At 52.2% G+C, this 24,564-nt stretch carries 20 protein-coding genes; all 20 read right to left on the bottom strand.

The window, feature by feature from the left end:
- Window positions 1-69 precede the first annotated feature (69 nt).
- The 20 genes from ACAN54_RS00600 to ACAN54_RS00505 all read right to left on the bottom strand — a co-directional run bounded on the left by ACAN54_RS00600 (window position 70) and on the right by ACAN54_RS00505 (window position 24,562).
- Window positions 70-315, bottom strand: a complete 246-nt coding sequence (locus ACAN54_RS00600; RefSeq protein ID WP_379150978.1) for a hypothetical protein — start codon at window positions 313-315, stop codon at window positions 70-72.
- Between the two features lie 112 nt (window positions 316-427).
- The gene (locus ACAN54_RS00595) at window positions 428-1,324 is read right to left on the bottom strand and encodes an RCC1 domain-containing protein (RefSeq protein ID WP_379150975.1); all 897 of its coding nucleotides are present in this window, start codon (window positions 1,322-1,324) and stop codon (window positions 428-430) included.
- A gap of 215 nt (window positions 1,325-1,539) precedes the next feature.
- Window positions 1,540-7,419 (bottom strand): tail fiber domain-containing protein, encoded by a 5,880-nt coding sequence (locus tag ACAN54_RS00590; protein WP_379150972.1) that lies wholly within the window; start codon window positions 7,417-7,419, stop codon window positions 1,540-1,542.
- Between the two features lie 38 nt (window positions 7,420-7,457).
- The gene (locus ACAN54_RS00585) at window positions 7,458-7,640 is read right to left on the bottom strand and encodes a hypothetical protein (RefSeq protein ID WP_379150969.1); all 183 of its coding nucleotides are present in this window, start codon (window positions 7,638-7,640) and stop codon (window positions 7,458-7,460) included.
- A 19-nt stretch (window positions 7,641-7,659) separates the two neighbouring features.
- Window positions 7,660-10,512 carry a tail fiber domain-containing protein gene (locus ACAN54_RS00580; RefSeq protein ID WP_379150966.1) on the bottom strand — a complete coding sequence of 951 codons (2,853 nt, stop codon included), beginning with the start codon at window positions 10,510-10,512 and terminating at the stop codon, window positions 7,660-7,662.
- Between the two features lie 28 nt (window positions 10,513-10,540).
- A complete protein-coding gene (locus tag ACAN54_RS00575; RefSeq protein ID WP_379150963.1) occupies window positions 10,541-11,290 on the bottom strand; it encodes a phage tail protein in 750 nt (249 codons plus the stop codon).
- Window positions 11,287-12,159 (bottom strand): baseplate J/gp47 family protein, encoded by an 873-nt coding sequence (locus tag ACAN54_RS00570; RefSeq protein WP_379150960.1) that lies wholly within the window; start codon window positions 12,157-12,159, stop codon window positions 11,287-11,289. Before ACAN54_RS00570 ends, ACAN54_RS00575 begins: the two co-directional genes overlap by 4 nt.
- Window positions 12,160-12,192: 33 nt before the next feature.
- On the bottom strand, window positions 12,193-15,840 hold the full coding sequence (locus ACAN54_RS00565) for a putative baseplate assembly protein (RefSeq protein WP_379150957.1): 3,648 nt from the start codon (window positions 15,838-15,840) through the stop codon (window positions 12,193-12,195).
- The gene (locus tag ACAN54_RS00560) at window positions 15,840-16,235 is read right to left on the bottom strand and encodes a GPW/gp25 family protein (RefSeq protein ID WP_379150954.1); all 396 of its coding nucleotides are present in this window, start codon (window positions 16,233-16,235) and stop codon (window positions 15,840-15,842) included. The genes ACAN54_RS00565 and ACAN54_RS00560 overlap by 1 nt, the downstream gene beginning before the upstream one ends.
- Window positions 16,236-16,238: 3 nt before the next feature.
- Window positions 16,239-16,634 (bottom strand): PAAR domain-containing protein, encoded by a 396-nt coding sequence (locus ACAN54_RS00555; protein ID WP_379150951.1) that lies wholly within the window; start codon window positions 16,632-16,634, stop codon window positions 16,239-16,241.
- 16 nt (window positions 16,635-16,650) lie between these two features.
- Window positions 16,651-17,373 carry a phage baseplate assembly protein V gene (locus ACAN54_RS00550; RefSeq protein WP_379150947.1) on the bottom strand — a complete coding sequence of 241 codons (723 nt, stop codon included), beginning with the start codon at window positions 17,371-17,373 and terminating at the stop codon, window positions 16,651-16,653.
- Window positions 17,370-18,413, bottom strand: a complete 1,044-nt coding sequence (locus ACAN54_RS00545) for a phage late control D family protein (protein ID WP_379150944.1) — start codon at window positions 18,411-18,413, stop codon at window positions 17,370-17,372. The genes ACAN54_RS00550 and ACAN54_RS00545 overlap by 4 nt, the downstream gene beginning before the upstream one ends.
- Window positions 18,414-18,425: 12 nt before the next feature.
- Window positions 18,426-19,037 carry a CIS tube protein gene (locus tag ACAN54_RS00540; protein WP_379150941.1) on the bottom strand — a complete coding sequence of 204 codons (612 nt, stop codon included), beginning with the start codon at window positions 19,035-19,037 and terminating at the stop codon, window positions 18,426-18,428.
- On the bottom strand, window positions 19,037-20,602 hold the full coding sequence (locus ACAN54_RS00535) for a hypothetical protein (protein ID WP_379150938.1): 1,566 nt from the start codon (window positions 20,600-20,602) through the stop codon (window positions 19,037-19,039). Before ACAN54_RS00535 ends, ACAN54_RS00540 begins: the two co-directional genes overlap by 1 nt.
- Complete coding sequence (locus tag ACAN54_RS00530) at window positions 20,603-21,079, bottom strand: phage tail protein (RefSeq protein WP_379150935.1); 477 nt, start codon at window positions 21,077-21,079, stop codon at window positions 20,603-20,605.
- 9 nt (window positions 21,080-21,088) lie between these two features.
- Window positions 21,089-21,271, bottom strand: a complete 183-nt coding sequence (locus tag ACAN54_RS00525) for a DUF6760 family protein (protein WP_379150932.1) — start codon at window positions 21,269-21,271, stop codon at window positions 21,089-21,091.
- Window positions 21,271-21,639, bottom strand: a complete 369-nt coding sequence (locus ACAN54_RS00520; RefSeq protein ID WP_074087861.1) for a hypothetical protein — start codon at window positions 21,637-21,639, stop codon at window positions 21,271-21,273. The genes ACAN54_RS00525 and ACAN54_RS00520 overlap by 1 nt, the downstream gene beginning before the upstream one ends.
- Before the next feature lie 135 nt (window positions 21,640-21,774).
- Window positions 21,775-22,218, bottom strand: a complete 444-nt coding sequence (locus tag ACAN54_RS00515) for a phage tail protein (protein WP_074087859.1) — start codon at window positions 22,216-22,218, stop codon at window positions 21,775-21,777.
- Window positions 22,219-22,241: 23 nt separating this feature from the next.
- Window positions 22,242-23,780 (bottom strand): phage tail sheath family protein, encoded by a 1,539-nt coding sequence (locus tag ACAN54_RS00510; protein WP_379150927.1) that lies wholly within the window; start codon window positions 23,778-23,780, stop codon window positions 22,242-22,244.
- 209 nt (window positions 23,781-23,989) lie between these two features.
- Window positions 23,990-24,562: a Pvc16 family protein gene (locus ACAN54_RS00505; protein WP_379150924.1), complete on the bottom strand. Its 573-nt coding sequence runs from the start codon at window positions 24,560-24,562 to the stop codon at window positions 23,990-23,992.
- Between the last annotated feature and the right edge of the window lie 2 nt (window positions 24,563-24,564).

Below are 24,564 nucleotides of genomic sequence, written 5' to 3'. Positions count from 1 at the left end.
AACAAGCCGCTTAGCCCAGGGAGAGTTTGGCGGCTTGTTTTATAGTATCAAAGTGTTAAAATCCCTCTGCTATTGTTGCTTACTCTTGATTTCAAAGCTGCGGACCTTCATCCATTTGCCGGCAACGAACTCATCGATGGTCCCGGTTTTGGTTCTGACGCAGAATTTATGCTGTGACTTATTGTCAAAACCCGTGGCTTCATAGAGCAAATCATCACCTGCCTGCCCCTTGTAGTAGACCTGCTTCAGACCTAACCTGCTCAACAGCTCCAGCTTAATACTCTCAATATACGTACGCGGATATTCTTTTGACATTCATGTTCCTCCTGCAGTGTTCATCTTCTGACTATTTTACACCTTATTTTGCGAAATCACAGTCCATGGGCAAATTCGCTCATGAGAAATTATATAGAAGATCTAGTTCAGACTAATTGCTGGTCTGCTGAATGCCGTGCCAGCCGCTTACATCGCACTGGCCATATTCATTATCACCCACAGCAATCACCGTACCGTCTGATTTCAGGCCGATGGTGTGAGCACAACCCGCCGCGACCGCCACAACATCACGCCATTCACTAACATTACATTGGCCATACTCATTCCAACCTACAGCTACCACCGTGCCGTCATGTTTAAGCCCGATGGTATGATTACTACCCGCCGCGACCGCTACAATACCGCTCCAGCCGCTCACCTCGCATTGATCATGTTTATTCATACCCGCGGCCATCACCGTACCGTCCGATTGAAGACCGATGGTATGCAGATAACCCGCCGCAACCGCCACCATATCGCCCCAGACGCCTACATCGCATTGGCGGAACCGATTATTACCTAAAGCCATCACCGTGCCATCTTGTTGAAGACCGATGGTGTGCCAGTCACCCGCCGCGGCCGCCACTATATCATGCCAGCCGCTTACATTGCATTCACCTTCATTATTTCGGCCCACAGCTACCACCGTGCCATCAAATTTAACCCCAAGGGTACGACACCATCCCGCCGCAACCGCTACAATATCACGCCAGCCGGTCACATCGCATTGGCCATGCCTGTTCCAACCTACAGCCGCCACAGTACCGTCTGATCTCAGACCGATAGTGTGAGCATTCCCCGTGTTCGTTGCCATATGTACATTACCTGCCGCTACAGCCACCATATCGCTCCAGCTGCTCACATTACATTGGCCATATTTATTATCCCCCACAGCCATGACCTTACCGTCAGATTGAAGCAGGACGGTATGACGGCGACCCGCCGTAATGGTATCTTGAGGGCGGTGATTCGCCTTTAACGTTGCTTCTTTCGGAGTAATGCCATCCACGTTATCCCTCCTTGTAAACTTTTGATACGAACAGAGTGGGCTGTAGCAGATTCTCATTTCACCATTTAGCCTTCGTACGCCCAATTCATGCACTTCTTCCGCTCAGTTGTACACTCTAATATGTTATCAAATTTTCGAGATTAATGAAAAAAACCAGCCCCCACAGCGCTATGACTGAAGGAGCTGGTCTATCTCTGATCTAAATACCTATCGCATCATGCACCTGCTAGGGCAGCAACCTGAACCTGAAGTTCATTAACTTGTTTCCGCATGTCCTGGGCTTCCTTTTGTTGCTTCTGCACAACAGTAGTAAGCACACCGATGATATCCATCAGAACTACTGACTTGTGATCAGCGGTAGAGAAAATCTGTGGTACGTCCTCAGCGATGAAGCCGATGTTCTGTTTCTTGGAATTCTCCGCTTTATAGTTGAAGGTAACGGGCTTCAGCTTATTCAGCAGCTCCAAAGCTTTTTTCACCGGAAGGCTGGTGATGTTCTCTTTGAAGGTTCTGGAAGAGGTCTGCGCGAAATTAGTCGCCCGCAAGTTTCCTTCCACATCCAGCTTATAATCATCGGTTGGGGTTTTACCGATCCCTATATTGTTTTTGGAGTCAAGCGTTACCGCACCGGCTAACTGGGTAAGCTCGTCATAAACGGCATCTTTGCAGACGAGGGTCTGCAGATTGTCTTCAATTCCTGCCTGCCATACATTGTTTGACGTGTCCCAGATAATCCGGGCTTTCTTATCCGTTCCGCGGGTGACTTCGATGCCTTGGCTAACTGTCAGACTTCCGCTGATCTCAGCATCTTTCACACTTAGCTTGCCTGTGAGTGAAGCGTCCTTCGCAGTCAGCTTCCCGCTTAGTTCGGCATCACTTGCCAAGAGCTTACCGGTAACTGCCACATTGCCGTTCACATCCAGCTTTGCAGTTGGTGCTGCAGTGCCGATTCCGATATTTCCGGAAGCGATCTTCAGCACACCCGTCAGATCTGTAAGCTCTTGATGCGTGTGACCGCTGTAAGAGAGCTGTTTCAGACTGCCGGCTATGCCCACCTGCCATTCATCCAGAGTTTCGTTCCATAGAATCTGGGCTTTCGCGTCTGTTTCACGGCCGACTTCAATGCCCTGGCTGAGCGTAAGGTTGCCGCTGACGGATGCATCCTTAGCGGATAGGATACCGCTAATGGCTGCGTCTTTGGCTGCTAAATTACCGGTAACCGATGCATTGGCTGTAGTGAATATGCCGCTGACTGTTGCATCCTTAACGGTCAAAGCGCCGCTAACCGTGGCATCTTTTGCGGTCAAAATGCCACTCACTGTCGCATCCTTAGTGGTTAATATACCGCTGATGCCGGCTTCAGCGACAGTCAATTTGCCGGAGACAGCCGCATTGCCATTCACATCCAGCTTGGCCGCTGGTGTTGCAGTACCAATCCCGAGATTTCCGGAGGCAATTTTGAGCACTCCAGTCAAATCCGTCAGCTCCTGATGGGTATGACCGCTGTATGAAAGCTGCTTCAAGCTGCCAGCTATCCCTATCTGCCATTCATCCAAAGCTTCGTTCCATAGAATCTGAGCTTTCGCATCTGTTCCCCGCCCGACTTCGATACCCTGGCTGAGCATAAGGCTGCCGCTGATTGAAGCATCCTTGGCGGTCAATGAACCACTGAGATTTGCATCCTTGGCAGTGAATCCGCCGCTTACCGTTACGTCTTTTAATGTAGCCGTTCCGGTCAGTGCTGCATCCTTGGCAGTTAAAATACCACTGACAGTAGAGTCCACAACGTTCAGTTTGCCGGAAACCGCCACATTGCCATTGACATCCAGCTTGGCCGCTGGTGTCGCAGTACCGATCCCGACATTACCGGAATCTACAGTAAATGCTCCCGATAAGTCGGAAAACTCCGGATGGGTATGACCTTTGAATTCAATAGCCTTCAGCGAATTGGAGAGACCGGCCAGCCACTGATCGGCAGTCTCATCCCACAGAAGCTGGGCAGGGAGCGCAGTTCCGCCGCGGAAGACCTCCAGACCGGCATTTGTCACAATCGGAGTGTTCTGCGGTGTATATTTGTTCACCCTGATTATATTGTCTTCCACTTCAAGCGTAGCAGTATTGAGGGTCACCGTATCCCCATTCACGGTTAGATTGCCTGTGACAGTCAAATCCTTGGAGATGACCGCATTTGCTGCAGTTAGATTTCCTGTAGTAAGAGTTCCTGTAGTAGTAAGGTTACCTGTAATCGCTGTGTCGCCTTGTACATCAAGCTTCACTTTGGGAGTATAGGTCCCGATTCCGACATTCCCGGATCCGGTTACACTGAAAGCTGTGTTCCCGCCCTTAATCTTGACATCCAGCAGTGCTAGCGGGGTGTTGGTTCCGATCCCCACCTTCCCTTCGGAATCCGCAAATAGGGCAATCGTATCACCAAGTGCGTTATAGAGCTTGTTCTGCCCGCCTTTGCCTGTGCCGAATTCAGAGAGCGTATCTCCGTCACCATAGAACCAGGCCTTCTGCACGTTATTCCAGACGATCCGCGCATTCGGCAAGGCTTTACCGTTGCTGTCCAGCCCGCGCGGGGCCTCAAAGCCGCCAGCCACAACGCTTCCGGCTACCACAGCGTTATTGCTTACTGCAACATCCACGGCACTGACTGCTTTGTTAAATGTAGCTTTACCTTCGAAGGTGGCTTCATTTTGTGCAGTGACTTTACCGGAAAAGGTTGCTGCTCCGGCAATTTCTGCTTCCGTGCGGAAGATGGCCTTGCCGGCCACGTCCAACACTTCAGTAGGATTATCCGTACCCACACCCATTTTTCCGCTGCGGGTCAGGCTGAGTACTGTCTTGCCTGCCGTCCCCAGCTTCCAGCGGTCCTTCGCCCATTTGATCTGTGCGCTGGTCTCCGTTCCCTGGAGGACTTCAAGCCCGTCACCTACGGTCACCGTTCCGGCAATAGCGGCACTGGCTGCGGTCAGGGTGCCCAGGATTTTGGCATTAGCTGCATTCAACCCGCCGGCTGCATTCACATTGCCGGATGTATCCACAACGAGTGCGGAGGGTTCTGTTGGAGTTGCAAGCTGCCACTGATCCTTATCCTCATTCCAGGAGATGGAGGCTACAGGCTCGTTCACGCCGCGATAGATCTCCAGTCCTCCTCCGGAAAGGGAAGAGACATTGTCACCATCCTGATTAATCGTGATCCATGGACTACCGATCTCCAGTTCATCCGTGTTAATACTGGCAGAAGTCCCCCGGATCTCCAGATCTCCGGCCACCGTAAGATTGCTGCCGACCGTCAGGTCATGATGAATATCCACATCGCCACCGGCACTTGCGCTAAGCGCCAAAATATCGGTCTGCGGATTGTACAGCTGACTGTGGATATGCAGGGAATCCGCACTTGCCATTTGCGTCAGCTTGTCCCATGAGCTGCCGCTTGCGATATTTTCCAGAGCACTGCCGGTGCCAACCTTCCATTTCCGCTCACTTTCATTCCAGATAATTCTGGCTGCGGGCTGGGATTCCCCCCGGTAGACCTCTATACCACTTTCGTTCGCAGGAGGGGTAGCCCCTTCGAACTTGTTAATCTCGATTACATTATTGGTAACGACCAAATCTTTACGCTCTACTGTTGTGGTGCTTCCTTTGACAATCAGGTTGCCGTCCACCGTAAGCAAGCCCTCCACCGCCAGGCCGCCGCTGATATCCGCACCGTTGTTGACAGTAAGTGTTCCTTGCACTTCCGCACTGTTCGCAATTTCAATATCGCCATCAGCGGTTGCCTGGATCGCAGTGTTCCCCTCGCTGTCACTGAGCGAATTGTGCCGGTGCAGGCCGTCCGCATCCGAACTCACACCTCCGGTCAGCGCATCCCAATTGCTGCCGTAAGCAATATTGGACAGCTCATCTCCGAGGCCCAGCTTCCATCTGCCGTCCGTCTCACTCCAGACCAGCTTGGCGCTCGGTTTCAGCTTGCCCCGGTAGACTTCAATGCTGCTCTGCTTCAAGGCGGAGCTGTTGCCTTCGAATTTGTTCAGCTCAATCCGGTTACTGACCACAACCATATCTTCTTTATTGACATAGGTAGTCTTCCCCTTTACCGTAAGGTTCCCCTCGATGGTAGCAGAACCGCCCACATTCAGGTCGGCATTCAGATTTGCACTGCCTTTGCTCAGCAGCGTACCCGCAATCTCCACATTTCCGGAAGCCGACAGCTTCCCCTGTTCATTCGCAGACAGTACAGTCCCGCCTGAAGGAGTGCTTAGGGAGCTGTGCTTGTGGGCAGTGTCGGCCAGAGAACCGTTTGTCAAGGAATCCCACTTGTTTCCATAAGGAATGTCAGACAGACTGCCTTCGATTCCGATCTTCCATTTACGGTCAGTCTCGTTCCATTCCATCCGGGCCTTCGGATTCTGGCTGCCCCGGTACACGTCCAGGCCGCCCTTGCTGCCGAGTGCCGTATCATTCTCTGCCTTATTCACAGTGAGGAAGCTGTCTGTCACTTCCTGCTCGACTTTTTTGATAACGACCTCTTCTTCTCTGACGATCAGCTTATTGACCGTAAGCGTCTCGCCAACCATTAACTCATGCGGGATATTCACATTCCCGTCCGCACCAATTTCCAGAGCCAACAGGCTCTTGTCCTCATTATGAAATTGTCTGTGGGTATGAAGAGCATCCGCATTGCTGTTGCCGCCAGTCAGCTCTTCCCACTGTTTCCCGTCAGGGATATTGGTCATATCCCCGTTAGCCGTTCCGATCTGCCAGGATTTGGCCGCCTCATTCCAGGCAATTTTGGCATTAGGCAGTGTTTCACCCCGGAACACTTCCAGTCCATCCTGTTTGGACACAAGACTTCCGGATACGGTCAAGGTCTGATCAATCTGGATATTCCCCGCCTTGTCGGTACGCAGAACCGGCTTTCCATCCGCCGAATTCAGCTGGCTGTGGGTATGCAGGCTATCCGCCATGGAGCCGTCATGCAGTTGCTCCCACTCTTCGCCATAAGCGACGCGATACATGCCGCTGGCCGGGTCCCCTTCTTTCTCGTCGGTACCCATCATCCATCCGTTGGTCTTTTCATCCCACAGCAGCTTGGCGCTGGGCTGATCCTTCCGGACGATTTCGATACCGCTGCTGTTTTTCTCACTGGCATTTTTGTTGATCGTCACCATATTGCCGCCGATCATGACCTGAGGCACATCCAGTACTGCCATGCCTCCGCTGACTTCAATTCCGCTTTTCGCGGACAAGGGCCCTGCGATAGCAACGGAACCCGTCATATCCACGTCCCCGGATTCGTTGACCTTGAACACTTGCTCACTGCCAGCAGTGACAGATAGCTCTCCAGTTACTCCCAGGGTCCCGTAGGTACTGATCGCACCTGTTCTCAGATTGCCCGTAAATTCAGTCAAACCTGCATGAACATTCAGCTTATTCCCCTCTGTACCATCCTCTGCCACCGAGTTGCTCAGGAATGGCTGGTTCGGGTCCTCCTTCGATCCGAGAATGATTTTGTTCGCCTTCAGTGTCTCGCCGCCCACGGCTCTGGTCACCAGCGGCGTTCCATCCACATCCGTCTCATAGATCTGGTCGATGCTAAGCGCTCCGTCCTGATTATGCTTCAGCGTCACACGTGCCAATAAGACGTCCTTGCGCACATCCTCAGGCTTCAGGGAGCTGGATTTGATATCCGCGATTTCCCACACATGAATCTCATGCCCGCCCCCCTTGAGCAGATCAGGGTCCGCCAGTTCTTCCTTATAGCTGACTGAAATATAGATCTGATCTGAGGTGCTGTATCCGGACAGATCCAGCACCCGTGCCGGATGGGTGTCACTGACCAGAATCTCTTGGCTGATCTCTTCATTGTTGTCAGGATCTGTGACTCGGTTCAGGGCCAGGCCCGGATCAATCTCAACTTTGGTCAGCTCTTTGGGGTTGACCTTCAGTCCTGTGACGACTCCCCAATTATGAAAATAACGGTTGTGCAGACCGCGTACACGCTTATGATAATTCTGATCCAGCGTTAAGTCCTCTTCCTTCAGCAGCAGCCCGTTGAAATAATTCATGCGTTTCATATCCTTTGGCACAATCCCACTCCTCCCGGCTTTCATAGTTACAGCTTGTTTCAGGCTTGAACGGCCTCTTCTTCCCCGGCTGCCAATTCCTCCAGCACCTGGATAGCCCCGCTAATCCGTGTCATAGCATAGCCCAGATTACTGCGTTTCTCGTCCAGCTCCTGCATCATCTGCCGGCCGGATTCGAGTTCTGCCTTCAATTCCTTCATGCGTGTTTCCAATTGTTCTTTCATCATTTCATCCTCCAATTTGTTAGGCACCCTGCAGGGTTGCGATTTGTTTTTGCATTCTTGCAATAGCTTTCTGCTGGTCTTTCATCACACTGGTCAGAACGGCCATAATATCCATTCCGCTGATAGCCCGCTGATCGGGGTCTGCCAGAACCGCTGGCACTTCTTCAGCAATAAAACCAAGGGTTCTTTCCTTCGTGCTGCCTTTGTATTTAAAAGAAACCGGGTTCAGCCCATCGAGCAGCTGCTTCGCTTCCTTGACAGGAATATCAGCGATATTGTCCTTCAGCTCGCGTGAAGACCACCAGTACATGCTGCCATTGGCGTAGACACCGCCGCTGGCATGCAGATAGATGCGGTCACCGGCGTCATTGGATACTCCGATATCCAGCACGCAGTTCTCCCCGCTGGTCGGATAGAACTTGATCCAGGCCGAGTCGCCGCTGCCGCCGCCTGGGTCGGATGGGAAGATAATGCCGTTATTGCCGCTGCCTGCGCTGGGATTCAGCGCATTCTTGACTTCAAGACTGCTGTGGACAGAAGCATAAGACCAGTCATTACCGTAGTTGAGCACCAGATGGCTTCCGTTGTCGACCAAAGCTCTACCCGGAGTTCCGCGGCGGCCCGAGTAGCCGATATAGAAATCGGCGCAGCGTACATAGGCTCCGAAATTATCAGCGACATCCAGCTTTTTGAACCGCCCGTCAAAGTTGAATACATCTGTCTTGATGCTGCCTGTAATCTGCAGATCCCCATTGATGCGGGCGCCGCCATTCACCTGCAGGAAGCCGTTCACATCCAGCTGATCCCAGACGGAGACCTTGCGTTTGCCCTCCGGTGAGGAGGAATTACCTACAAGCATCAAGGATTTGTAGGTTGTGGTATCATTACTGATCTCTGCCTGGTTCCGGGCTTGGTCCGGGAACCCTGACCAGGCCGAGGTGAAGCGGACCGGATTCTTACCGCTCAGGACACGCAGCTCTCCGGCCACATCGAGCTTATCCGCCGGGGTCAGTGTACCAATGCCCACATTCCCGGAAGCATTCAGCGAGATGTGATCATTGGCATCATTCGAAGTGCCGATTTCCAGCGTGCAATCCTCGCCTGTGCGCGGATAGTATTTGATCCATGCAAGGTCTGCACCGCCACCACCCGGGTTGGCCGGGAATATGATGCCGTTATGCTCCCCTTTGCCTGCACTTGGAATGATCTCCTGTGCGGCCTGCATTTTACCGTTCACATACAGAAATCCGTTCACATCGAGACGGTCCCAGATCGCAACCTTTCTCCCCTGCCCTGCGGACTGGTTACCCACAATCATTAATGCTTTGTGATCGGTAATGTCATTACTGATCTCCGCCCCATTAATCTGATTATCAGGGAATCCCGACCATACGGATGTGAAACGGACCGGGTTTTTGCCGCTCATAATCCGCAGGCTACCATCGACATCCAGGGAATCCTCCAGCGCTTTGCGCGGGCCGATCCCTACATAACCGGTCTTGTTCCAGGAGAGAACCGGCTTCTCTGTCCGGGAGCCGTCACTATTTGCCGTTCTTGTGCCCAGAACACCGCCGCTGTTCCCGAATAGCACAGGTCCGTCCACCTCTGCAGCCGCAAAAGGCTTGCCGGTTCCGAACCAGCCGAGACCATGCGAGCTGTCGATAGTGTCCGGGTTGGTGCCTTTTAGCCATAGGGTTGTTTCGTCCTTCAGCGCCAGATCTGCGTCGCTGTAGAGCTTGCCGGAGCTATTGAAGCCCACCGACGATCCGCCCGGGGACGATAGTCTGCTGTGTCTGTGCAGGAGGTCGGCGAACTCATACTTGATGAGGCTGTCCCACTCGTTGCCATAAGCGATTTTTTTGAGATCCGTACCAATCCCGGCTTTGAAGCATTGATCCGCTTCCACCCATACAATCCGAGCGTCATGAGTACCTCCATCGCCGCGGTAGACTTCAAGTCCGCCGTCCCGCGCGCCGGGAAATACATAGTTCGGATCATCCGTATTGGGACTGTTAACCTCAACGAAGCTGTTCATGATCCGCATTTCACTTTGTGATTTATCCTTGCTCTGCAGAATGAGCTCTCCCTGGAGGGTCAAATCACCAGCAACCATGAGGTTTCCTGTAAATTGAGTATCCGGGGCACTGACCTCCAGCACCTTGCCTTCCTGCAGCGTATAGACCGAAGGCATGGCCGCCAGTGTTTCTTCATTTAACTGCATATTGTCGATGCTGTCCTCACTTGTGGCTTTGATGATCAGCTTCTCGGTCACCATCTTCTTGCCTGCCGCACCCGCGTAGGTTCGGAGAGGCGTGCGGACCGCGTCACTGTCGTAGTCGAAGATACACGCGCTGTCGATTACCGTCTCTGTACCATCCTTGCGCGGGACAACCCGGGCCAGAACAATATGTTCTGAGCTGACCGGCTTCACGGTACCGTGGCTGATCCGCCCGCGCTCCCAGATATGAATCTTCTCTCCCTGGCCCCGCTCAATATTGCGGTCGGTCTCCATCTCTTCATAGCTCACCCAGATATAGATACTTTCATTGGCGTTATACTCAGATAGATCCACCGGATTGTCCGGATGACCTTCATATATAAGGATTTCCTGGCTGATGCTCTCATTCTTCTGAGGGGTGGCCCCCTTAATCACTGCCTGATTCAAAGCCAGCCCTTCGGCAATCTTCACCTTCATGTATTCGCCCTGATCCAGCAAAGGCAGTACCTTCAGTCCGCAAACAATACCCCAGGTATGCAGATAGCGGTTATGCAGCCGCTGAAGGCGCAGGTAAAAATCCTGATCCAGCTTATAATCATCTGCATTCAGGAAGAGCCCGTCAAAGTAACGCATTCTTGCAAATTCTTTTCCCATGATTCGCTTTGCCTCCGATCTATATTCTCTATTCCTCTGTCATACCCCCGAGCAAGGTCTCCATTCCTACGCGTCCATATACCCCAAGGCACATGCGCGGAACTTCAATATTCAAGCTGGAATTGGTGTGAAAAGGTTTTTCCTTCCGGATGACCTTCTGCAGGATTTGCACTTTATTCTGCAGGATACTCCGGCTGTATGCGGGTAGAATGACATGAACAGAAAAATAACTCGGCTCCGCCGCCCCCACCATCGTATTGATCCCCACACGTTGCGACTGGCCGCAGCGGACAGGCTCTTCGTAATCACTGATGTGAATAGCCGCTTCTTCCCCCGCATATACCTGCAAGTATTCTGCGAGTCCATCCAGTGTGCCGCGTTTTTTGTAAAGCTGGACAATGCTGCCGATCAAATTGCGGTTAACCGTACTGCGGGCGGCTGTAAGGGGCAGAATCTGCAGAGGGGAAAGCGCCCTTTCCCTGTTATCCTGCTCGCCGTCATATTCGAGGCCTTCTTCAAGCTCCAGGCCTACCCAGCCTGCAAGCCAGGGAAGAAACTGGGACGGCGTCGTGTCTGGGTCAAAATACTGATGCAAGCTATCCACAAGCGCTTCAATTCCAAGCGACTCCTGACTAGCTGCGCCTGTTTTACCAGAGAGCATGGCTTCGAAAGCCTTCAGGAACCGGCCCAGAAAAAACTTCTCGTCGGATTCCCCCGCTTTCTGCTGGAATACTCTTGGAAGGTACTGCACATAACTGTAATCGTCCGTACTGCTCATGATTCCACCTCAACCTTCAGATCCTTCAGCTTGAATAATTGAAACGGCAGCAGGTCGGGAGAGTCCAGCGTCACACTCGTCACATGATCGATCCCGGATATGCCTTCTACAAGATGATACAAATCGGAGTTGTACAGCTTTCTTCCGGGAAGCCAGCCCCGGCCTTCTTCTCCTCCGCTTACCGGATCAAGAAACCGCCGAATGCTGTCATTAACGGTATTGGCGATGCTTTTATCCGTGGCTGAAACCACCATCTCGATCGTAACATCCCGGTAATCGGGCTCTACCACATGCACGCGTGTGGTCAGCAGCTTGCGGGTATCCAGATAGGCTTTGACCCGCTGCTTGATTGCCGTCATTTCTCTCAGCAGATCCTTCTGATTGGCAGTCTGAAGAACCAGGATCACGGAGACATGACCGAAAGCCTCTTTGTTCACGCCGGTGCCGTTCTCCATATCTGTATTAATCAGACAGAGAATACGCACAGCAAGGTCAGGATACGTCTCCAGGATACCCGGAATTTCCAGCAAGCCTTGTTCGGCCAAAAGCTGAAAATCCCCTGCAGTTACTGCTCTATAGCATTCCGAGAACTGCTTTACCCCACGCCGTATCCCGCTTGTCAGCTCCTCCTTATCAGCCAAGGTCACACCCAGCAGTTTGAGAAACTGCTGCTGGCTTTCTTCTGTAACCTGGTCAATCCGGTAGAGGACCATTTCGCTGAACCATGCAAACAGTTCAATCAGGGTAATACCTGGATCCGAGGGGTTGTAATTCGTCCAGTCCGGATCGTAGAGCGGAATCAGCGTTTTGGCATCCGCCACAAGCTCTTCAAAGCCCAGATCATCCAGACTCGGTACTGGAAGCGGCATAAGTCTTCCTCCTTTCTAAGGTCAATTTACAATTTACGGTTCCGCGGGAAAACAATAAGTACAATGTATCGTAGACTCCGGAGCAGCAGCCAGATCGGTCAAAAACTTCCGGTCCTCCTTAAGGATGGCGGCAAGCCCGCATTCTGCAGTGGTCCCGGTCAGATCATGAACCAGGCCCTTGTTCTTATCCAGAAGATATGAAAAGAGATGCTCCTCCGGCTTGTTGATCAGGTGTGTCCCTCCATAGATCAGCTCGTCCTCTTCAAGGAAGATATTTTCCGAGTGGATTCCACGGATTTTTAGCGGTGTAGTATTGACATACTCATCAGTCCTGCTTAAATAGACGATGTCACCGCGCTCAAACACAGCGATTTTCACAAAAAACGAAGTTGCCCCCGAATCCACACGGTTAAGAATATAGGTGCGGACCATCAGATCATCAGTGATATCAAATTCGAGGTCGCTGCCTTCAGGATAGCTATGCTCCAGAGGTTGTCCGTCCAGTGTCTGACATTCCAGAATATCACCGTCAATGGAGACAACGATCAGCTCCACCGGCTCATAGGTTCTATAGCGCAGCCTGATGATCCCATTCTTCTTGAAGCCCTTAAGCACCAGCGATTTCACTCCGCTTCCAGCCTCTACCCGCTCGGCAAGCGCGTACTGAATGGAATTGTCGTCAGACCTGACTGCGCTGTATTTGGGGTAAGCAGCAAGTGGTTTATAGGGACCGCCTTCCAAAGGCTCAAGACTTACAGTGAAGCATTGCACCGAAGCCTTAATGGCAATATCGGAGACATAATCCACGCCAGGCGTATTCTTAATCACAGCATAGACCTCGGAGACATACAGGTTCTGGCCCAGCTCCCAGCCCTTATTCCCATCCCCTCCATAGAGCGGATGAAAAAACTGCTTCAGGTTGTCAATGATCCGGCCCTCTGCTACCTTACGCTGATCTACCGAGGTAAACACGACTGTTGCTTCTACCCCGATCTGCACATAATCCGGGCCAATCACTGCGATTCCCGGCACATTCGTGTCCAGCGTCGCCGAAGTTCTATCGCATAGATAAGATTCAATCTCGCTGAGCAATTCCTGGCTGGGAACCGGCTTCGGCTCGTCTGTATCCGGCACCACAATGATTGTGGCTGTACCTGGGACGAATTCCAGATCACGATTCATGGCACTGAGACATTTCACCTTGGCAATCTGGGGCATAGCCTCGCGCACCAGCCATTCCATGTCCTCTGCGGTAACTCCCCTGTCCCAGCTTTTCAGCGTATGCGGCCCGCGGATCTCGGCCTGGTCCGCCTCTTCCTGGTCAAATCCTCCGTCTGCCGCAACCGGATTGGTCACCGAATCCAGCCAGCTGAAGCTGTCCCATATCTTTGTTACAGCCCCGGCCGCAACATTGCCGGCCGCTCCACCCCCATGCTTGTAGTCGCACTCGATATTATCGATTCCGGTAGGCGGGATCATTCCGTTCTTGCCATCACCGAATACAAGCGTTCCGCTGCTTCTGTCCAGCACATAATGCCTGCTGTCCGAAGCGGACAAGGAGAAGGTGTCAACTTCCTCCCACAGCACCCATTCCCCTTGGCCCGAGGCCTCGCGGACGCGAATACTCTGGCCAGGCAGTACAGGCGTCTTCGATAACTGGAAGCTCTGGTTCTCTTCACCGTTGCTCGACCCCGGAATCTCCCCTGCAACGGTATAGGAGTTACGGGCCCACACTGCATTGGAAGAGATGGCATCTACCTGCGGAAAGATCTCAAAACGTCCCTCGTCCAGCCGGGCGCGAATCCAGTACTGCTCGGTTCCAAACAACGCACGCTTTTCAATATCCGAGGGTACAGCAAACTGCAGGATTTCCCTGCGGGTGAAGCCCCGGATTTCGTCATTGACACTTAATGTCAGCCATCTTCTGCCGTCCCAGTATTCCCAGGCCACTACCGGGCGCCCGAGCTGTTCGCCGGTTAACGGGAAAAAGAGCGAAACCGGAAGATTGCTGATATCACGGTCAAAGCCCAAATAGAACGTAGGTGAAAGCTCGGCACAGGGATAAAAGGGTTTGAAATACTCCCCGGGCTTCAGGCATTCATCTGTCTTATCCTCAAAGCTGAAATTGTTCTCTGTGAGCACGGTTTGCGGATGTGCCTCCAGCGTGTAGCTGTATGCAATACTAAGCTTGCGTATCGAAGGAGGCGCATAGGTTGCTTGCGTAACCTTAAGCTGCGCTACGGTGATGCTGCCTTCTCCCAGCTTGACCGCTTCATCTTCGTATTCATATTTGGCTTCCTCACCGTAATTGCCGCCAGTGATGCGGACACGAACCCAGTAACGTTCTTCACCATTCAGAGTCAGCGGCTGGATCCCCGGACACTGGAATCTCAGTGTTCCGCTTGCCGTAAGACTCGCCGCACGGCCGGTGCTGCTTACTGCAGCCGATGTATCTTCACCAGGCATATCTTCCAGGCTGTCGATTACGAGCCATTCCTTGCCGTTCCAGTACTCCCAGTCAAGTCGCACGTAAGGAGTATCCGGCAGCTTGCTGATTTCCGGATCAGACAGCTCGATCGCCAATGTAATCTGCGCAGACGGCTTGGAGAAAGCTTCGCTACAAGCGATATAGAAGGTGTCGTTCACTTTGGGCTTCTCCCCGAAAGGATAATAATCTTTGCCCATATCCAGCTGGTTGCCGTTGTTAACCGCCAAATCCGGAGCCAGAGGCAGCGGGCTTGTCACATTCAGCTCCATGCGGATCTCCTCGATGTCCGGCATCTGGGTAGCAGCTGTTATAGGTGTCTTCAGCTCGGCAAATATCCACTTATTGGACCATTCACGCCGAACCTCAGCTTGTTCATAGCCGGCAATTGTCTTCACATGCACTCCGGACAGCTGATCGAACCGGAACACAGCTCTCCATACATTATCCTCTACGACCTCAGCCATCTTAGGCATCAGCTGAACGGTATTGCCCTCTTCATCGAAGCAGAACCAATCCATATTCAGCAGCAGGCTTTCGGTCACATCGGTCAGATCTTGTCTATTCGCAGATGCAATCAGAGCGGAATCCGGTTTGTTAAAGTACACAGACAAGCTGCTTCCCGCCTCCTCGAAGGCCAGCAGTTCCGATTGTCCCAGGTACAACCTATGGACTACCGTTGAATCCCCTCTGAACAATTTGGCGTTTTGACCGGTAGACTCCGCGGCGAAGAGGTAATCCTGATTGCTCCACTGGTCTTCTTCAGGCTCCAGACTAACAGCTCGCACCAGCCGTGGCTGGATGACCGTCAGATCCTTTTCCGTTTCAAAAATAACCTCTGCCTGATTCTCAGGCTGGGCCGATACCTTGGTCCCTGCCGGAATTGTATTGATTGGTTCCGCATCCGGCTTTTGTCTGAACAGCAGCGGAACTTTGGCTGCTCTCGGCGGGGTAGGATGAATGCCAATCAGATTCAGAAAGGAGATGAAATTTTTCTCTGGTGCCTTGTTCAACCGGTCGATAACCTTACCTGTCATATTGGTGAAAATATGAACCAGAGCATCTACCTTCTTGTCTGCTTCCAGCTCCGTCAAATCCGTCCATTCCCTGCTGCAGTATTGGTAGATTAAGCGTCTCAGCTCCGGAACCAGCTGTTCCTGATTCCGCTTGTCAATGGTAGGTATAAGGTTTGTCATTATTTCCCCACGCTTTCAAGGAAGAATGGATAGACGAGATTATATTTGCTGTTACTGGCTCTGATGGTATAGTCAATAGACACTTCCAGCTCAGACTGGTCGGAACGCGGTGTGACTGTAATGTCATCCACCTCGATCCGCGGCTCCCAGTTCTGCAGCGCTTCTTCAATAAAGCTTCTTAACAATGTGGCAGTGCTCATCGTATTCGGAGCAAATACCAGCTCGTTCAGCCGGCAGCCAAAGTCCGGTCTCATCACCCGCTCACCACGGGCGGTGGAAAGGATCAGAATGACCGATTCCCGGATGGAATCTTCTCCCTCCGATGCATTGATTCTGCCTCTTTGGACAGCGAAGGGATACTTCCAGCCCCGTCCCAAAAAATCCACAACTTCCATAATTCAGCCTCCTATTAAGACCGTTCCCGCCGCAACCACCTTGCCCACCGGCAGGTCGGCCGGATCATTGCACGTCAGTGCCGGATCACTGTTTCTGGCGGCCATTTTCCCGTTGATTTTTACGCTAGCGCTTCCGGCGATGATTTTCCCCTGGTTTTTGGGAGGTTTTTGAAACGGGCCTCCCTGCGGGACATGTGCCGGTGTATTGGTTGCCGTGGAGTCCACAGTGGCTGCCGGCTGACCCATAATCTTGACATTCGTGCTAAGTGCGCCGTCCAGAATCCCCGTAAACGGATGAGGCAACGGTGTTGGAACAAGTGCAGCTCCGGCAGGAAGCATCACAATATGCGTATCGGTAGCCAGAATGCGGTCACCTTTTTTCGCGGCAGGCTGTCCCATACCTATCGTCTCCTCTTTAATTGATGTTGACGGTTGCCCCTTTGATCGTCATATTGGCCGATGCTTTGACATCCATGCCTGCCGATGCTTCAATCTTGGTGTCCGCCGATGATTTCATTTCAATGGTTTTGGCGGAGAGGGACAGCTTGCCGCTCGGGGCGGAAATTTCAATATCCTTGCCGGAGAGGACCGACACCTTATTAGCTTTGGTATCGATAACGATTTTGTTCTTCCCCGATTTATCGGCGATCTGAATGAGTTCTGCCCCGCTCTTGTCATCCAGCCGGATTACATGCCCCTTCGCAGAGGTGAGCGTAATGTTCTCTTCGCCGCCGGTATCGTTAAACTGGAGGATATGTCCGCTCCGCGACTTGAACATTCGAATGTTATTCTTACCGTCCTTGTTGGTCTCCGGAGGGGCATCCTTCCCGTTCCACAAGGAACCGATCACATAGGGGCGGTTCACATCCCCATTCTCAAAAACCACCAGTACCTCATCGTCCACCTCAGGCAGACAAAAAGCACCGCGTTCCTTCCCGGCCATCCAGGAGGCCATTCGGGCCCAGTTGGATTCCGGCATCCCCATTAGAGGGATCTTCACCTTAACCCGTCCGGGTCCCGGTTTATCCGCATGGTTCGCTGAGTCATTGTTGATCACAATCCCCACCATTACCCCGAAGAGCCGTCCTTCGCTGATCATACTGTCGATAAAACTGGTAATTCCGGTTCCCTCATTCATAGGCCTGTCCTCTTCACCTTAAAAGTCGTTGTGTACCCCTTGCTGTCGATCTTGTGAACCGTAGACACAATATAATAAATACCGCTGAAGCGGTCTCCCATGCCCATCAGCTTCACCGTCTGACCCGCCCGGAGCAGCGGATTTCCCCAGCACATGCCCTCACCGGCGATGAAATCGCGCAGACGGCTGTTGTAGGCGGCAGATGCCAGTACTTTGGCCTCACTCATATCGAGCAAATTTTCCGCCATGATGGAGATGGGTGATTCCTGGATGGCTTTGGCGCTTATAGAGAAACCGGATTCTGTGCCGCCCATCTTAGTCGTCTCGTCTCCGGTCTTTGCTTCGGCTTCTATCGCCTTTTTCTCCTTCACGTCCCAGCCCTTTACCTTCACCTTACTCCCCCGCGTAAGTGTCCGAAGCTCCAGATTCAGCCGTTCAAAATCCTTCTTGAAGGTCATCTCAGGCAGTCCCGGAGCCTTGACCGAACGCGATTTGACAAAATACAGCTTTTTGTCGTCCACATAGAGCTCATAATCCAGCATGGCCGCCCGTTCCAGCAGAAACTCGTAGTTGCTCTGATTATTCTGGAACAGATAGGGATAGAGGGTTCCCGTATCATCAACCACTGGGGTCAGACCATGCTCCTTGGCAATTTCCGAGGCGATGTCGCTGTCCTTTTTCTTCAGAAATACTTTGCTTCTCGTCCCCATCCGCAGCCGGTGCAGCAGGTCATACCCGCGGATATCCAGCACGGAATGCTCCGAGAAATTCAGATCCAGCGACGTAACCTCCCCGCTGATCAGGGGCTGCGGCTTATCGAGGCCAAGCGACAGCTTCACTTTATCCCCCGGCTTAATGCTCTTAAGATCCGTTCCCCGCCACATCCCGCCACTGGAATTGACCATATTCATCTGAATGGAAAATAAAGCCGGCAGATTGATCTCATCCTCCAGCGTAACTCCCTCGACCGCGGCTGTTAGATCTGCCGGCAGCTTGCTTCCATTCAGCTCAATCTTATAATTCGCTACACTGGTGCCCATGCAACCCCCGCCTTAATCCGGGATGACCAAGGTCCTCCCGATATCGTTTTTTCCAGGAAAGCCAACGGGATTCGAAATCCGGTTCAGCTCGGCAATCCTGCGCCACGCCAGCGGCTCCTTCAGCGCTTCATTCGCGATCAGGTCCAGACGGTCACCGCTTTTAACCACCCATAACTTACGGCAGGCATTCAAGCCCTGGCTGTCCTCCACGGTTTTGTCCGGCTCATCCGTGATAAAGGTAACGTCGAGCAGCGAGCGGACCGGTGTGCCATTCTCCATGAACATCGTGAACTTCTGCTCAATCTTGCTGAGGAGTCCGCGATAGGTAAAGCCGCCCCAGACGAACATGCATACCGGTGGCTTTTTCGTGCTTTTCCCGCTAACTTTGGGGTCGAGCAGCGAAGTCAACAGTCTGGTTTTCTTGCGTACATCCGTGCGCTTTTCATACGTGTCATAAAATAAGGACACCTTGAACTCCGGTGTTTCCGTGATTTGAAATTGCTTGTTGTTCTTCTCCCCGGTATATTTTCCTTCAAAGGAAACGGTGTACTCATTGGGGTTGAACATCACCTCAATGGCTCCGCCGCCCATATCCAGAGGGATAATCTTCGCTTTTTCTGCCATTATCTAAGCCCCCTCCGATCCTTGCGGATCGCCATTTTCTTCTCCAGCACCTGATAGACCCGTTCAGCCAGCTGATTCAGTTCCGCAGCGTCCATCTTTGCAGCAGGAACTGCTGCTCTGGGAGATGGCTGTGCCTTAAGCTGCTGGACGGCCTGCTCCTGAAGCATCGCTTCCTGCAGCTGCTGGACCGGTTCCTGCCCTGCAGCCTTTGGGGCTTCCGACTTCCGCAGAACCAGGCTGGAATGCCTGCCAGCGGCCTGCTGCTCCTCCTCTTGCCCCGGAGCAACTGTAAATGGCCGGCTCCCGCGGCCGCTCCTCCGCTGTGCGGAAGGCGCTGCGGGCTCCTCTGCCATATGAATTAAGCCGGGCATCGGATCTTCTGCTGGAAGGACTGTAGCATCCGCCCGGCGTGTAGTGCTGCCGAGCAGGAGTGAACCCTGCCGCTGAACTTCCCGCTGAGATTCTGACGGAGCTGTAAGAAGCTGAATGGGCTGGACGGCCAAGGACTGCCGCAGGTTGTGAAGTGATGCCGACTCCTGTAGCAACGGATTCCGGCTAGGCAGCTTGCTCTCCATCTTCTCCAGCACTGCCGCTACCCCCGGGCCTAAGCCCAGATGAAGACCGGGGCTTGCGGAAGGGAGAAAATCCTGACTTGGCATGAAGATTAATGGAGAAGAGTTATGCTGTACATCCACAGCGGTCCCGCCAGAGCTGGAGACAACCTTTCTGCTATTCCTTAGTACGAATCCTGGAGGTTGCCCTGTCTGCACATCCCGATTAGCAGGCAGCTCCCTTCTCAGCGTCATAGGACGCTCAATGTTCAAGGGGGCAACTCCTGTGGATAAAGTGTACGTCCGCAGCGTGTGCAGCTGATGATGGACAGTCCGCAACGGCTGTGGTTCATCGTTCGTGAAGAAATCATGCAGCCGGGATTTCCGGACATGCGGCACAAGCCTATTTCTCTGGTCTTGCTCTACCTGCTCTGTTCCGCCTGCCGGGGATTCCGGCACGGGTAACAGGTGCAACGGCCTTGTTTCAGCTGTTCGCTTCTGATTCTGATCATTCTGAGGGCTTATAGGTTCCGGTTCAGTATCAGCTTGTTGAAAAGTTCGATAACCCCTTGTTACAGGATGTTTATCACTACTATTCTGTTTTCCGACTCTCTCCTGCAATACATGGATAAGGTTCAGATTGCTGTTCTGAGCATGAAAATCATCCGTCCTGCCGCCTTGGTATTCCTGTAATGAATCAGAATTGCCTATTACAGTTTCATTGCTGCCTGTCCTAATTTGCAGCATTTGATTTGGAGATCCCGGCTGCATCATGACCCGCGTCAGCGGATGAATGATGGACTGATGAATATGTGTGTGCTGAATCAGGTTCACCTGATTAATAACTGCACCTTCCGGCTTCACCGCTTCAGGCTCCGGGAACAACAATGGGAATTGCCGCAGGATCAGATTCTGAAACCGGCTCCGCCATCTGGTGATGCCATACCTTCCCAGAATGGACTGGACGAAATCCAGCCTTTTCTGATCCACTTGTGAAGCTGTTGATGTATTCATTTACCGGTACCTGTACAGCCCGTTATGAGTCAGAACCAGACTTTCCACAGCCACCGCACTGCTGCTGGCACTGAATGCCGGTCCTTCCCACTTGATGGGACAGGCTTCGATGAAGTTCCACCACACCTTTGGCGTGCCGGAATGATCCAGCAGACAGATGGACCCGTTGCGGCGTTTTACGACTCCATTAATCACATTTTGATACCAGTTCCACAAATATTCGTCGTTCGTGACTCCATTTTTCAGCGTCAGGTCGGAATATTTCGTCTGGCCGAGGAAGACAAATTCCTTGTGGTTCTCGCCGCCGAAAGTCTTGCGTTCCACCTGTGTCTCAACACTGAGACCTGAGACATCGGAGAAGCCGGCGACGGATATCCCTTCAATCTCTACTATGAAGTTATAGGCAAGATAAGGATCCTCCCTATAGCCGGGCACCCAATTGCTTCTTGCACCGATATTCAAAATATTCGCCTTCATGTTATCCTCCTAAGCCTCAAAGAAGTTCTTCTTCTCTTCCCCGCCACTCAGCTTTTGGTTGATTTTGCTGACTTCCCGGCACCAGCGGTCCCGTTCGGTGTGTTCGAGGTTCATCACGTCCGGATAGTCCCAATGCAGATAGTAGGTTAGAAAGGCTACCTCCTCATAGAGGCGGTCAAGGGGGTAGCCCATTATTCCCCCGGCGGTTCCAGTTCAATCTCAAACGGCTGCTCGCATTTGGGGCATTTAGCATGTACGGTATTAGTACCGTTCTGGTTAATCCGGTTATACATATCCTGCAGATAAGCAAAATCCGAAGTATACAATTCTTCAATCACTCTCGGCGTGATCATCCCAAGGCCACCCAGGCTGGTTACCACTCTGGAGAGCAGAATGACCGTCAAATACGCGGGGTTCGACTGGACCCGGGAATCCCGGAGCGGCGTAATTTCATCCGCTGCGGTAGCCAGGCGCATCGTTCCCTGCTTATGGAGAGTGCCCGCCTCATCCACATAACCCTTTGGCAGGGTAAAGCTGAATTCGGTTTGCAAAAGTTCCAAGAGATATCCCTCACTTCAGAAAATTGTTATTCTTACGCTCCGTCCGCGTCCCCAGGCAGTGAATTTGATTAGTATACCGGCCCTCTCATGTTTTGGCGTATCGTATCAAATCCCCTGTGACGACGGGTGGAGAAGTTATTTCACTCTGCGTACACCTTCATGGACCAGCTCCATGGATTCAACGGAGACTTCGTTCCCTTTGGCGCTAAGTGCACTGACATCATATTTGATCGGCCAGGCTTCGAGGATATCCCACTGGGCCTTGTCATTGCCTTCTTCATCCACCAGGATGATGGACAAACTTTTACGGTTCTTCAGGGCACCCTTGTCTTCAATCGACTTGCGCCAGTTGTAGAGCTCCAGGGAGTCGGTCAGACCTTTTTTCAGGGTGATGTTACCGAACTTAGTCAGCCCGGAAAGCTTGCGTGCATGCGGAGCATCAATGCCCTCACGGTAATCCACAGCCTCAGTGGAGGTATCTGGAATTGTCGCATCAGCGAATGCTGCGGTTTGAATACCATCAATCACGACGCGGAAGCGGTAATTGCGGTAAGGATCCATTCTTTTGCCGGTTGCCATAGGATAAATCTCCTCTCAATCTCTTATTTGGATAGGGTTTTCTGGCTGACGCGAATGACTACGAATTCAGCAGGTTTGACCGGTGCCACACCGACCTCGATAATCAGCTGGCCCGCATCCCGCACAGCAGGTGGATTATTCTCCTCGTCCACTTTGACGAAGAAGGCTTCTTCCTGCGTAGTTCCGTACAAAGCGCCGTCTCTCCAGACCCGGGTCAGGAAGGCTGTGAGGTTACGTTTCACTTTACCCCAGAGGCTTGGATCATTCGGTTCAAACACAACCCATTGGCTGCCTTCATCGAGTGACTCCTCAATGTACATCAGCAGACGCCGGACGTTGACATAATTCCATTCGGAATCCGAAGACAGGGTTCTTGCGCCCCAGACACAGATGCCTTCCGGCAAGGAACGGATCACGTTGATGCCTTCCGGATTGAGCAGCTCCTGCTCAGCCTTGGTAATAATCTTCTCAATGCCTACAACCGTATCCAGATAACCATCCGTTGTACCGGCCGGTGCTTTATGAACGCCGCGCACAGAGTCCACATAAGCGTAGGTTCCGGCAACAGCGCCTGACGGAGGCACGAGCTTTTGCTTGCCAGTGAGCGGATCGTTAATGTAGACCCAAGGATAGTACAGAGCACCATAGGAGGTATTGAACGAATTGCCCGAATAGTTGCCTGCGCCTTCCTTGAAATCCTTAACCTGCATCGGAGTCAGCCCATGTGGAGGGTCAACGATAAAGATGCAGTCCTTTCTCAGCTTGCAGTAATTGAGCATGTCCAGGATCGTGCCCCGGCTGTAAGCCATATCCGCAAGGTCTGGAGCAGCCACAATATTGATGCCGTCGATGGTGTCAAAGGCGTGAATCCCCGCCCGGCTTACCGAATCTCCCATGAAATCAATCGGAGACATCCCGTTCACACCGCCGCTGAGCGACAAGGCCGCTTCATTAAAGGCAGGGGTTTTCTCCATGTTCTCCAGGATCGTCAGATCGACCAGCGGCTTCACTTTAACAAAAGCGGAAACCTCATTGACCTTTTCTTCAAAATTGATCAGCAGCATATTGTCGAAAATTTCGACGATTTTGCCGGCTTCATCTTCCCCGTTGTATTCATCATTAAAATCAGTGTCTTCTAAATATTGGACTACCATTTTGAAGCCGAATTGCTGCTTATTGGAGGACTGGCTGACCTTGACCGAAATCCGGTTGCCCCATTCCCCTTCCGAGCGTGCAACCACCTTGAACAGATCCAGGTTATCGGTGTCTCTGATCGTAAGGGATGCAGGCTGAATATCTGTAGGCGCCGCTCTTACTACATAGCAGGAGGTGCCGCCTTCCGCAAAAAAGTTATACACGGCATAAGCCAGATAGCCATTCGGGATGAACTGGCCGAATTCATTGACGAATTGGCTCCAGTTCGTAACCAGCACCGCTTTGCCGATTACACCCTTCTCTGAAATCCCTACAAAAGCCCCTACAGATGTGCCCACACCGGCAATCGGTTTGACACCGCTTGAGACTTCCTCTACATACACGCCTGGCGATAAATAATTTGCCATCTCTTACCCTCCTAAAAGTTTTGTTAGCCTATGCTACTGAGAGATTGCTTCGACAAAACTCGCTCCGAAAGCATACGCCTAAGTTTTGTTAGCCTATGCTACTGAGAGCATGTGCTGGATTATGCGGAAGATCCGCTTATCCGGTTGGACTTGCAACGGGTTCCCTCCATGAATCACTCCTTTCAAAGAAGAAGCCTGGACCTGTCTATTTAAATGGGGTGAATGCCCAGATCCTTTACCTGTACCCGAGGAATCGTAATCGTCTTATCCGCAGGCAGCCTTACCGGAGATACCAGATAGGACAGGCTAACCTTGGCGGGCTTGCCGGGAAAAACCTCCCACAGCTGCTTGATATCCTGAATCGTCAGATTGTTATACGAGATTCGGATCTTTTCATTGCCGCATGCGGTCAGGTTGCCGGTGAGGTCTGTGCCGCTGAGCACCGGGTGCTCATGGAACAGCTGAAAGATTCTGCCTAGTATGAGCTGCTCGGTTTCTCTGTCCTTGGCATACGGGGTGAGCAGATAATACAAATCCAGATAAGCCGGAGGATACATGAACTTATTTGTCCCGCTGATCTCTTCCTTCTCACTGTTGCGCATGCTCGGACTGTGACTCAAATAATACAGACACATCGAAAGCTTCATCGTGGAGCTGTCGATGTCACTTGGGGAGCCGAAGCTGATGAAGCTGTCATCGTTCAGCTCAGGCACATGGGCCTTCAGCAGTGCCTTCAGACTGGTGCTGACATCTCTTATTACCGTACCGGTATCCACAGCCATGC

It is taken from the genome of Paenibacillus diazotrophicus (assembly GCF_042610465.1).
This window is presented reverse-complemented; position numbering and strand designations above follow the sequence as displayed.